Origin of the sequence: Rhizobium sp. 2MFCol3.1, assembly GCF_000377565.1 — a bacterium.
Classification (GTDB): domain Bacteria; phylum Pseudomonadota; class Alphaproteobacteria; order Rhizobiales; family Rhizobiaceae; genus Rhizobium.
Genome location: NZ_KB898366.1, coordinates 153,120 through 164,905 on the forward strand (window position 1 = coordinate 153,120; position 11,786 = coordinate 164,905).

An 11,786-nucleotide genomic window follows, 5' to 3' on the forward strand; every position below is an offset into this window, starting at 1 on the left:
GCCACACGATCAATCTGCGCGTTAACAGCATGGTGTGAGCATCGTCTTGACTGGCGGGCAGTCGAGCCATGAGATCGGGCTACGGGGCTCGGCGCAGGGTAATGAGGGTCAACTCGGACGGCCGTCCGAGACGAAGCGCGAAGCCTGGCCAAAGTCCGGTGCCGTTGTTGACGTAAAGCTGCATATCTCCGACGCGGTAGAGACCTGAGACGTAGCCATCGTTGGCGCGGGAAACGAGAAGGTCCAAGCCGCGGACCATACCTCCGTGGGTGTGGCCGGAAAGTTGGAGTGCCACACCTTGCGCAGCCGAGCGCTTCGCCAGTCTCGGCTGATGTTCCATCAGTATGATCGGCACCCCAGCTGGCGCTCCCTTCAATGCTTTGTCGAGATCAGGTCTGGGAAGGTTGGTGCCGAACGCCGCGAGATCGGTAAGGCCAGCGACGATAATTTTATCGCCTCCGCGTTCGATGACGGCGTGTTGATTGAGGAGCATGCGGATCCCCATGCCCGCATCATGTTTCATCCACCCTTCGTAACCGAAGTAGTATTCGTGATTGCCGGGTATCGCAAAAACACCGTCTCGAGCTTCGAGCCCGGCGATCGGTGCAATGTCCTCGCGGCGCGCATCGAGACTGCCATCGATGAAATCTCCGGTCACAAGTGTAATGTCCGGCTGGAGATCGTTGGAGCGCCTGACCACTTCCTCGGCCCACGATCTTGGAAACAGGCGGCTGATGTGGAGATCGGTGAGCTGGAGCATCCGATAGCCTTCGAACGCGCCTGGGAGGCTCGGTATCGCGATCTCGACGGTCTTCAGCGGAGGAACGCGGACGGCCTGACTGACCGCAAAGCCGGAGAGCAGAAATGCGACAATGCCAATCGCGTATCTGACCTCAGGTGGAACGGACGGGAAGCTCCTGTTTACAAGCGCTACGCCGAGCGAAACGATGTCGAGTGCGATCTGAAAGACAGCGAGCATGACGATCGCGCCGAATAGGACGTTGAAGGCGATCACCAGTGCACGTGGAAATTCGGGGGAGAAGACGGACCCTGAGGAAATGCGGCTGACCAGATGATACTGAGATGCGATCAACAGGATGGCCGCGATTATCACCTTGAGGGACCACAGCCATGGCAAAGGCATAAGGAAGCGCAAAACTACGACGAGCCAGGGCAGCCCGAAGACTAGGTGAAACATGATGAGCCTATCAATTGCAGCAAAGCGAGCCGTGAGGTGGGACGGATAGGTGGCGCTTCGTCTCATGAAAGACAAGGTCAGCCCTCTGTCAACGACGCCTTTGATCAGATTTTTCATGCGCGGACTGTTTCGTCAGGCCTGACTGTTGCGGCCGGAGCGGCTCGTGAACTAGGTCGCGTTGGCCGTCCTCAGGCGCTCAGCCGATAGCCACCGGCGGCATGGAGCCGGTCCATCGCTTCCAGTCGGCGTTCGAGGCATGAGCGATAGCCGCGATTGCAATAACTCAAGAAATTCGATATTTATGAGCTATAGAAAAGGCGCTTATAACTCATGCAGTGGAATTGGCAGAACGCCGACTGGCCGAATTTCAAGTATGATGCTTCCGCCATGCTCGCATCGGAGCAGAGATTTCTGCAGGCTTCCGGCGAGCTGATAGGAGCCGTTCGACACCTTAATGACGATGACAGCAGTCATCTGCGCATAGAGCTGCTGAGCGACGAAGCTATCAAAACCTCCGAAATTGAAGGTGAATATCTTGATCGGGCAAAGGCTCGCTTCGTCGGCAGTTCGGACTGAGTGCCGACGACCGCCCCGTACGTCCTCAGGAGCGTGGGATTGCGGAGATGATGGCAGATGTCTATCGAAACTGGCGTGGGGATCTGGTCAAAGAAGAGCTTTTCAACTGGCACACGATGCTGATGGCAGGCAATCGACATCTAGACGTGATCGGTGCCTATCGCCGGCATGAAGACGCAATGCAGATCGTGTCGGGTCGACTGGACAAACCGACGATCCACTTCGAGGCGCCTGCATCTTGCCGGCTTGCCCAGGAAATGGAGCATTTCGACGCGTGGTTCAACCAATCGCGGCCAAATGGGCAGCTCCAACTGCCGGCATTGACGCGCGCAGCCATCGGACATCTCTACTTCGAGAGCATACATCCTTTTGAGGATGGCAACGGCAGGATTGGGCGCGCTCTTGCTGAGAAGTCACTCGCTCAAAACGTGGGACAACCAAGCCTCATCTCGCTTGCGTTCACAATCGAGAAGCATCGGAAAGCCTACTATCTGGAACTCGAGCGTCACCAGCGGTCGCTCGATATCGACGGTTGGGTAGCGTATTTTTCCCAGACGATCCTTGAAGCTCAACAAGCGACGATCGATCGAACAGCTTTCTTCATTCGCAAGGCAAAGTTCTACGATCAATTTCGAGGCCGACTTAGTGGGAGACAAGAGAAGGTTGTTGCACGCATTTTCCGGGAGGGTATTGCCGGTTTCAAAGGCGGTCTCAGCGCGGAGAATTACATCTCGATCACGGGCGTATCGCGCGCCACAGCTATACGCGACCTTCAGCAGCTCGTGGAGATCGGCGCCTTTCGTCGCACTGGAGAGCGCCGGTACACGCGTTATACGCTACGCCTTCATGATTAGCAACCTATAAGAGAGGCATCTGCCGCGATCGGGACCACGCCGATTGGCTCGCTCGCCAGGCTGTCGCGCAGCTTGGAGCGGCAAAAACCAGCCCTAGATAACGGCTTGGAACGTTGAGGCGTTTCAGGCATCTACTCGCGCCTCCCGATGAGGCGTATTTGAATATGAGGGGCATCGTGATTTGTCGGTCCTGGATTGTCTGGCTCCCGCGAAAAACCAGCCCTGAAAGGACGGCGAAGAACACGGAAGTGAGACCTGCGACGCCAAACCAGCTCCACAATCTCGCCCGCGTCAGGCTTTCACGCAGCCCTTCGGCCGTCTCGTAAAATTCGAGAACTGCGACGGCCTGGCCGGACCAGGGCTGAAGCACAGGGTTGTAAATCTCCATCAATGGCTTGCCGAGCGAACATTCGGTCGTGCTTTCGGGGGTCGTCGGCGATCTCATAGCGCGCAACGAGCGTTCCGGCGAATGCCTGGCGAAGCTTGAGAATTTTCCCAGGCGCTCGCTACGCCGGGCACCTATCTGGAATGCCTCAACGGGAAACACAGGCCGAGCGCTTGCCGGCCGAGCTTTCATAGGTGTTATCGGTCGCGTGGTAGGAGAGATAACGCTCGGCACACCAGCGGATATGGCTGATCTCAGCGGGAGACAAAACGGAATTGTCGCTATCCCCGACAGCGCCTTCCTGCGTATACGCGGCAATGGCGCCTTGCGACCGCGCCTGCATTCCATCGGCGGCACCTGTCATGCTGAAAGCGTGGGCCGTTCCAATGGACGAGGCGACCAAAACAGCGGTCGCGAAAAACGGTGCTACTATCTTAAAGGTCATGGCCATCGCCACCTCCGGAATACATCTCGGGGAAACAACGATAGGCGTTAACTTTTGTTCCGTGTGGCCTGTCTAGCCGGGAAACACGTCCAGGTTACCGGGGTAACGTCTTTGCGGTAATGTTACTATTCTTACAGCGGACGGCTAAGGCGCCCGAGAATACTCGTGAGGCAGTGTCTTTGGCGGCTGCATGCACCTCTTGGTGGCGAGCTTTTCCCTCGGTCAAGTGCTCCTGATCCGCTCCCTCGGCGCGTTCTTCGTGCTCGGCGCCGCCGTCATCGTGCTCGCCGGCCTGTTCATCTGCCGCCGCGCAAAGGTAAAGGACGAGGAGCCGCTGGTGCCCAACGACCCCAGCCACCGATAGCGGAGTTAGAGGCTACCCCGCGCCGCGACCCGCGGTTCGATGAGGCAATGCTCGGCGTGGCCGCGGCCGTTGATGCGGCTGAGCAGCATTTCGGCCGCCATGCGGCCAAGTTCGGCCGGATTCTGGTCAATGCTGTCGAGACCGACCAGCGGAATCGAGGCGACGGGTGAGTTGTCGTAGCCTATGATCGCCAGATCCTCAGGGACCCTGACCCCACGCATGCGGGCCATGTTGACGAGCGGCACGGCGTCGAGATCCGACCAGACGAAAACAGCACGCGGCCGATCCGGCATTTCCAGGAACGCCGCCATTTCCGCATGCCGATCCGAGGACACCGGCGGCAGGCGAATGATGCGGCCTTGCAGCCCGAAGCGCTCGGCGGCTTCGAGATAGCCGCGTTCGCGCTGCATGGCGACGACGGTCGGCGGCGAATCCAACAGGTCGTAGCCGAGCATGGCAATATCGCTGTATCCCTTCGCGACGGCCGCCTCCACCGCGATGAAAGCTCCCTTGCGGTCATCCGAATTGACGGAATCATAGGTCTGCGCATCGCTTTCATGGTGCGCGATGACGACGATCGGGATCTGCTTGGCATAGCGATCGAGCACCTTGCCCGATATGCGCGGCGCGATGATCAGCACCCCGTCCATGCGGTTGTCGATCATTGATTCGATCATCGAGCTCTCGATGGAACTGGCGGAATGCCCGATCCCGATCAGCGATTTGTAGCCGCTACCAAGCAGCGCTGCATGAGCGCTCTCGACGACGCCGGCGAGAAACGGGTTTGCGAGTTCGATAACCAGAACGCCCACCGTGCTGGTTCGCCCGCGCATCGCGCGCGCAGCGACAGATGGTCGATAGTTGAGCTTTTCGATCGATGTCTCGACCTTCTGACGCAAGCTCTCGCTGACGCCGTAGGCGCTGCGCAAGACCTTTGAGACGGCGGCCACCGAAACCCCGGCATCAACAGCCACATCGCGGATGGTGATGCGGTCCTTGGGTTTGCTAACGTCCTGAAAATCCATGCAGAAATGTTCTCTCTCCGGTGTCGTTTGCAAGTATAGGCAAAAAGCGCTTGCCACGCAATTCGATTTGTAGAATGATATACATAGAACGATATACACCGTGTGGGAGCACGGTTGGAGGAGGATCAAGTGTGAATATCGCGACACAGGGCACAACCGTGTCCGCCGACAGCCACGTCTGGTCCGGCGCATCCATGATCGCGCCGTCCTGCGACGCCGGGCAGGGGACGACCGGCACCTTCGTTTCGCGCGCCTTCAGCCTCCAAGACATTCCGCAAACGGCCACACTGCGCATATCGGCGCTCGGCCTCTACCGGGCCTTTATCAACGGCAAGCGCGTCGGCACTGACCTCCTGACGCCAGGCTGGACCTGCTACGACGACAGGATCGCCTACCAGACCTATGAGGTCTCCGATCTCCTGGTTGCCGGTGAAAACCGGATCGAGATCTGGCTTGGCGACGGCTGGTACCGCAGCCAGCTGATGTGGGCCTCCAACCCGATCGTCAATTGCTGGGGAGACAGGGTCGGGGCGTTGGCGGATCTCCGAAGCGGCGACACTGTCCTTCTGCAGACCGACGGCACCTGGCGAAGCGGCTTCACGCCTGTCGTGCGCAACGGCATCTATTTCGGCGAGGACTATGACGCGCGTATTGATGTTCGCGACAGCAGCGGCGTGGAGATTCTTTCCTTCGACAAGGCGACGCTGGTGCCGCATGAAACGGCTGCCGTCTGCGAACTCTCCGCCCTCAAGCCGGTCGACACATGGCAGGAAGGCGACGGCCGCATGGTCTATGACTTCGGCCAGAACGCCGGCGCCTATGTCCGCATCCGCGTGCGCGGCGAGGCGGGGGCAGAGGTCCGCGTCGAGCATTCGGAAGTGCTCGGTCCGGACCGTCATTTTGACAATCGCAACTATCGCAGCGCCCGCGCCGAGCTTGTCTACACGCTGAGCGGCGAAGGAGAAGAGGTCTACGCGCCGCTCTTCACCTTCATGGGCTTCCGCTATTCCCGCGTCAGCTTGGCGGGACACGTCGAGTTGCTGGCAATCGAGATGGTACCAATCTCCTCGGTGCCCGTCGTTGCCGGCGGCTTCACCTGCGGAGTCGAGGCGGTCAATCAGCTGGTCGAGAACACCATTTGGTCGCAGCGCTCGAACTTCATCGAAATCCCGACGGATTGTCCGCAGCGTGACGAGCGGCTTGGCTGGACCGGCGATGCGCAGGTGTTTGCCGGAACGGCATGCTGGCTTGCCGACAGCCAGTCCTTCTTGCGCAAATATCTTCGCGATGTGATACATGATCAGCGCCCGAACGGCGCCGTCCCGCACTTTTCTCCCGATCCGACGCGCCTTCACCCGATCAAGGGTCGCGGCGATTGGGCAGGCTCCACCGGCTGGGGCGACGCGATCGTCATCATCCCATGGCAGCTTTATCTGCACTATGGCGACAAGGCAGCACTTGAGGAGTGCTTCCCGGCGATGCTGCGCTGGCTCGACTATCTCTGGAACATCTCCGAGGGACCGGTCATTCGCCCGCCGGCCGTGTGGGGCGAGCATGGATTTACCTTCGGCGACTGGCTGCAGCCGGTTGGCGACAACCGCAAGCCACGCCCGACCGTGGCGGATGATTGCGCGGCCACGCTCTATCACTTCATCTCGACCGAACTCGCGGCGAAGATCGCCCGCGTCATCGGCAAGGAGCGTGAAGCCGAACAGCTGGAGGCGAGGGCGACCGAGATCAGGCAGGCCTTCAAGCACGAGTTTTTCTCGCCATCGGGCCGCATCGCCCATAACGACCAGACGTCCTGGGCGCTGGCGTTTCTCTACGGGCTCGTGCCTGCCGAATATGAGGAAGCGGGTCGTGCGTACTTCCGCACGGTGGCCGAGGAGACCGACGGCGTCATCGGCACCGGTTTCATCGGAACCCCGGCGCTGCTGCCGGCGCTTACCCGCCTTGGCATGCATGATCTCGCCGAAAAGATGTTTCTCAACCGCAAGGTTCCCGGCTGGCTCTATCAGGTCGAGCGCGGCGCAACCACGATTTGGGAACGTTGGGACGCGCTGGCCGAGGATGGCACGATCTACGATCCAGATATGAACAGCTACAACCACTACGCCTATGGCGCTGTCTGCCAGTGGCTGTTCGAGGATGTCGCCGGCATCAAGCCGCGGGAGGAGAACCCGGCATTCCGCGAGGTGTTGTTCGACCCGGCGATTCTTCCGGCACTGTCGCCGGTTTCGGCTTGGCACGACACGGGCTTCGGCCGGGTGGAGGTAAAGTGGATGCTTGAGGCAGGGCAGGCGACCTGCGACCTCGTCATCCCCGAGGGCATGACCGCGCGGATGAACGCCACACCGGAGCGCCGCGCACTGCGCATCGACGGGCAAGCCGTTGCGCCCGGCACCTCGGCTGCGATACCCGCCGGTCGACATGTGATCGAGTTTTCGATCTGATATCGGGTTTTGGCCTTGCCACAACCAAAAGCTGAAATCATTCTGGTCTTCAAGAGGAGGAACTGACCATGAGAATGACGAGATATAGCATTGTCGCCGCAAGCATGCTGGCCCTGTCCGCCAGCGCCGCCTGGGCCGACGTCACGCTCGGCGTCCTGATCGACACCAATCCGGAGACGATTGCTTCGTTCGACGCCGTCTCCAAGGCCTATAGCGAGAAGCATCCCGAGGTCACATTCGACGTCGAGCAGCGTGCCGGCGGGTCGGAAGGCGACAACATCATCAAGACGCGGCTCGCGACCGGCGAGATGCCGGATATCTTCCAGTATAACAGCGGCTCGCTGTTCCAGGCACTGAAGCCGGAGCAGACCATTGCCGACCTTTCCGATCTTCCCTCGGCCGCAGGCATCCTGGACACGTTCAAGAAGGTCGTCAGCGCTTCCGATGGCCATGTTCGCGGCATCCCCTTCGGACCGGCCATGGGCGGCGGCATCTTCTACAACAGGAAGATCTATGCCGAACTCGGCCTCCAGCCGCCGAAGACCTGGGCCGATTTCATTGCCAACAACCAGAAGATCAAGGCCGCCGGCAAGGTAGGTTTGGCGCAGACCTATGGGACGACCTGGACGTCACAGATCTTCGTGTTGGCCGACTTCTTCAACGTTCAATCCGAAGTGCCTGATTTCGCCACGGATTATACGGCCAACAAAGTGAAGTACGCGACCACGCCGGCCGCTTTGCGTGGCTTCGAACACGTGGAGGAAGTCGCCAAGGCCGGATTCTTCAATGAGGATTTCGGCGCCGCCACCTTCGATGACGGCATGCGCATGGTATCGACAGGCGAGGCGGCACACTATCCGAGCCTCACCTTCGGCATCGGCAACATCCAGCAGAACTTCCCCGACAATCTGCAGGACGTCGGCTTCTTCGCGGTTCCCGGCACCGATGCGGCCAAGAACGGGCTGACGATCTGGATGCCGGCGGCACTCTATCTCTCGGCCAAGGGCGAGCATCTCGACGAAGCGAAGAATTTCCTCGACTTCGTCGCCTCCAAGGAAGGCTGCGAGCTGATGGCCAAGGCCGTGCCGTCTGGCCCCTATCTGATCAAGGGCTGCGAACTGCCGAAGGATGTCCCGCAGGCGGTCAGCGACATGCTGCCCTATTTCGAGACCGAAGGCCGCGCCGGCCCGGCTCTCGAGTTTCTCTCGCCGGTCAAGGGCCCGGCGCTGGAGCAGATCGCCGTCGAGGTCGGGACGGGCATCCGCTCGGCCAAGGATGCCGCAGCACTTTATGACCAGGACGTGGAAAAGCAGGCAAAGCAGCTCGGCCTGCCGAACTGGTAACCACTGCGGCCCACATCCCGATGGCCATGCCGCGGGATGTGGGTCAGTTGCTCAAGGAACCGCCATGGTCGCGCGCAAATCCCCCTATCCCTACTGGTTCGTGCTTCCAGCGGCGGTGGTCTTTACCACGCTCTTTCTGGCGCCCACCATCGCATCCTTCTGGTTCAGCCTCACGCGCTGGGATCTCTTCAATACCGAGTTTATCGGGCTGGAGAACTACAAGCAGTTCTTCCGCGAGCCGTTCCTGATCAAGGGGCTGCTCAACACTGTGATCTATGCCATAACGACATCCGCAGCCAAGACCGTACTCGGTCTGTTGCTCGCCGTTTTGCTGACGTCGGGGATATGGGCGCAAGGCGCGCTGCGCACGATCATCTTTTTCCCCGTTCTCGTCTCCACCATCGGCGTCGGCATCACCTTTTCCGTTCTGATGCATCCGACCCGTGGCCTGATCAACGTCGCTCTGGCGGCGCTCGGCATTCACGGCCCCGGCTGGCTCACAGATCCGGCGCTGGCGCTCTATTCCATAGTCTTCGTCGATGTCTGGAAGGGGATCGGCCTTGCGACCGTCATCTATATCGCCGGCCTCGCTTCCATCAGCCCTGACTACTACGAAGCTGCGCGCATCGATGGCGCGACACGCCGGCAGATGTTCTTCCGCGTAACCGTGCCGCTCTCCAAGCCGGCAACCGTAACCGTGGTCACGCTGTCGCTGATCGGCGGGTTGCGCAGCTTCGACCTGATCTGGGCCATGACCAAGGGCGGCCCCGGCTTCTCCTCGGATGTTCTGGCAAGCGTCATCTACAAGCAGTACCAGGCGGGCTTCTATGGCCTTTCCACCGCCGGAAACGTCATTCTCTTCCTGCTGATCGGCTTGATCGTTTTGCCTCTCACCGCCTGGTTCAACCGCAAGGAGATCGACCTTTGACGCGGCGCCAACTCTATAGCGGGATCGCGGCGATGCTCGCCTGCGGCGTGATCTTCGTCTTGCCATTTCTGTTCGTCTTTCTGACCGCCGCCAAGACAAGGCAGGAGGCCCAGGCGCTGACCTTCACATGGCCGGGCGAATGGCAACTTTGGCAAAACTTCATGGATGTGATCGAAGCTCGGAACTACATGCTCTTCCTGGCCTACTTCAACTCGACGGTCATCACAGTCGTCGCGGTAACACTGCTTGTGCTTTTCGGCGCCATGGTCGGCTATGTCGTGCAGCGGCGTCCTTCGCGCTGGAACACCGTGATCTACGGCTTCGTGCTGGCCGGTCTGATGATCCCCCCCGCAGTGGTTCCGACGATCTGGGTGCTGCAGTCGCTCGATCTCTTCAAGACCATATCCGGCATGATCCTCATTCAGGTCGCTTACGGCCTGTCGTTCACGGTCCTTTTGTTTCGAAGCTTCATCGCCGCCATCCCGCGTGATCTCGACGAAGCGGCGATCGTCGATGGTGCCAAGCCGCTGCAGATCTTCTTCCGCGTCGTGCTGCCACTACTGAAACCAGTGACCGTCACCGTGATCGTCGTGCAGTCGATTGCGATCTTCAACGACTTCACCAACCCGCTCTATTATCTTCCAGGCCGCGAAAACGTTACCGTGCAGCTCACCCTCTATAATTTTCAGGGGCAGTTTCAGACACAATTCAATCTGTTGTTCATGAACATCCTGCTGGTGACCATCCCGCCGCTCATCGTCTTCATCTTCTTCAACCGGCAGATCGTGGCGGGCATGACCGCCGGCGCCGTGAAAGGGTAATTCATGACTAGTGTCGTGCTTCAGGATGTCCGCAAGAGCTTCGGCAGCCTTGATGTCATCAAGGGCATCGATCTCAAGATCGAAGCGGGTGAATTCTGCGTCTTCGTAGGCCCGTCCGGTTGCGGAAAATCGACGCTGCTGCGCATGATCTCCGGGCTCGAGACATCGACTTCGGGCAAGATGTTCATCGACGGCAAGGACGTGACGGCAGCCGAACCATCCGAGCGCGGCATCGCGATGGTGTTTCAGTCCTACGCGCTTTATCCGCACCTGACCGTCGCCGAAAACATCGGCTTCGGCCTGTCGCTCGCCCGGCGGCCCAAGGCTGAGATCGCGGAGAAGGTCAAGCAGACAGCAGAAACACTGCAGCTCTCGCATCTCCTCGATCGCAAGCCGAAGGCGCTTTCAGGCGGGCAGCGCCAGCGCGTCGCGATCGGCCGGGCGATCATTCGCAATCCGAAGGTCTTCCTGTTCGACGAACCGCTCTCAAACCTCGACGCCTCCCTGCGCTCACAAATGCGCATCGAGCTCACCGAACTCCACGCGAAGCTCGGCGCGACCATGATCTACGTCACCCATGACCAGGTGGAGGCGATGACCATGGCCGACAAGATCGTCGTCTTGAACGGCGGCACCATTGAACAGGTCGGCTCGCCGATGACGCTCTACAACAATCCCGCCACGCCTTTCGTCGCCGGCTTCATCGGCTCTCCGAAGACGAACCTCTTCGAAGGCCAGATCGCCGCAGAAGAGGGATGCCGGATCTACGGCATCCGCCCGGAGCATCTGACGCTTTCGACCACCGACGGCAAATGGAAAGGCGCTGTCCGCTATGTCGAACGGCTCGGTGCCGACGCGATCGTGTATCTGGATGTTCCCGGATTGCCGTCATTGGTTGTCCGCACCGATGGCGATCGCCGGGTCGAGATCGGCGAAAGCCTGTTTGTCTCACCGGTTGCGGGCAAGGAGCAGCGGTTTCAATAGCGGCACGACGAAGCGTTTGGCGTTCGCTATGTGCGTGCTATTCGCGTGCTATTCGGAGCGTCGTGTATGGAGGCGGCCAGCACCCACGTCCAGTATTTCCGCGCGACTATGTTCCATAATCTATCTTATGCGATAACGTTGTGTAAGGGCTATTTAGTAATGCGACAGTTGGGCCAGTTAGAGATGCGACAGTCTCGCCTCTCGACGCACTGGTCAAAGCCAACGTTGGGAGCAAGGATGACGATCTTCAGTCTGGTCGAGACCATGAGCGGTCGGAGTCGTCATGTCCTTTTTGATCACCATGTCGCAGAAAGAATTGCATCGCCTCGAATTCATCCAGAAGATCCGTGACGAACGTCTGAGCGTCGTCCAGGCAGCCGAACGGCTCGACCTCAGTCGAAGCCAGGTCC

At 59.7% G+C, this 11,786-nt stretch carries 10 protein-coding genes and 2 pseudogenes; 8 read left to right on the forward strand and 4 right to left on the reverse strand.

What is annotated here, in order from left to right:
- Nucleotides 1-79: 79 nt before the first annotated feature.
- Nucleotides 80-1,198 (reverse strand): metallophosphoesterase, encoded by a 1,119-nt coding sequence (locus D460_RS0123365; RefSeq protein WP_026283446.1) that lies wholly within the window; start codon nt 1,196-1,198, stop codon nt 80-82.
- Between the two features lie 330 nt (nt 1,199-1,528).
- On the opposite strand from D460_RS0123365, the pseudogene D460_RS33685 reads away from it, so the two are divergent.
- Nucleotides 1,529-2,628, forward strand: a pseudogene (locus D460_RS33685) (Fic family protein).
- Nucleotides 2,629-2,818: 190 nt separating this feature from the next.
- On the opposite strand, the pseudogene D460_RS35355 reads toward D460_RS33685, so the two are convergent.
- Both D460_RS35355 and D460_RS0123380 read right to left on the reverse strand, forming a co-directional pair.
- A pseudogene (locus D460_RS35355) lies at nt 2,819-3,113 on the reverse strand (sensor histidine kinase); the annotation flags it as partial.
- Between the two features lie 48 nt (nt 3,114-3,161).
- Nucleotides 3,162-3,458 (reverse strand): BA14K family protein, encoded by a 297-nt coding sequence (locus D460_RS0123380; protein ID WP_196809365.1) that lies wholly within the window; start codon nt 3,456-3,458, stop codon nt 3,162-3,164.
- A gap of 190 nt (nt 3,459-3,648) precedes the next feature.
- Here D460_RS0123380 and D460_RS36490 point away from each other — a divergent pair, with 190 nt between their 5' ends.
- Nucleotides 3,649-3,822: a hypothetical protein gene (locus D460_RS36490; RefSeq protein ID WP_018901026.1), complete on the forward strand. Its 174-nt coding sequence runs from the start codon at nt 3,649-3,651 to the stop codon at nt 3,820-3,822.
- A 5-nt stretch (nt 3,823-3,827) separates the two neighbouring features.
- On the opposite strand, the gene D460_RS0123390 is transcribed toward D460_RS36490, so the two are convergent.
- Nucleotides 3,828-4,847, reverse strand: a complete 1,020-nt coding sequence (locus D460_RS0123390) for a LacI family DNA-binding transcriptional regulator (RefSeq protein ID WP_018901027.1) — start codon at nt 4,845-4,847, stop codon at nt 3,828-3,830.
- A gap of 194 nt (nt 4,848-5,041) precedes the next feature.
- On the opposite strand from D460_RS0123390, the gene D460_RS0123395 reads away from it, so the two are divergent.
- From D460_RS0123395 to D460_RS36105, 6 genes are all read left to right on the forward strand, one after another.
- Nucleotides 5,042-7,300, forward strand: coding sequence for an alpha-L-rhamnosidase (locus D460_RS0123395; RefSeq protein WP_081619964.1), 2,259 nt, complete (start codon nt 5,042-5,044; stop codon nt 7,298-7,300).
- Between the two features lie 68 nt (nt 7,301-7,368).
- Nucleotides 7,369-8,643, forward strand: a complete 1,275-nt coding sequence (locus D460_RS0123400) for an extracellular solute-binding protein (protein ID WP_026283449.1) — start codon at nt 7,369-7,371, stop codon at nt 8,641-8,643.
- Nucleotides 8,644-8,707: 64 nt separating this feature from the next.
- The gene (locus tag D460_RS0123405; RefSeq protein ID WP_018901030.1) at nt 8,708-9,571 is read left to right on the forward strand and encodes a sugar ABC transporter permease; all 864 of its coding nucleotides are present in this window, start codon (nt 8,708-8,710) and stop codon (nt 9,569-9,571) included.
- Nucleotides 9,572-9,603: 32 nt separating this feature from the next.
- Entirely contained in the window at nt 9,604-10,392 is a 789-nt protein-coding gene (locus tag D460_RS0123410; protein WP_196809366.1) for a carbohydrate ABC transporter permease, read from the forward strand.
- 3 nt (nt 10,393-10,395) lie between these two features.
- Nucleotides 10,396-11,376 carry an ABC transporter ATP-binding protein gene (locus D460_RS0123415; RefSeq protein WP_026283450.1) on the forward strand — a complete coding sequence of 327 codons (981 nt, stop codon included), beginning with the start codon at nt 10,396-10,398 and terminating at the stop codon, nt 11,374-11,376.
- Between the two features lie 283 nt (nt 11,377-11,659).
- Nucleotides 11,660-11,786 (forward strand): helix-turn-helix domain-containing protein (locus D460_RS36105; protein WP_155947704.1); only part of this gene is annotated, 127 nt, incomplete at its 3' end.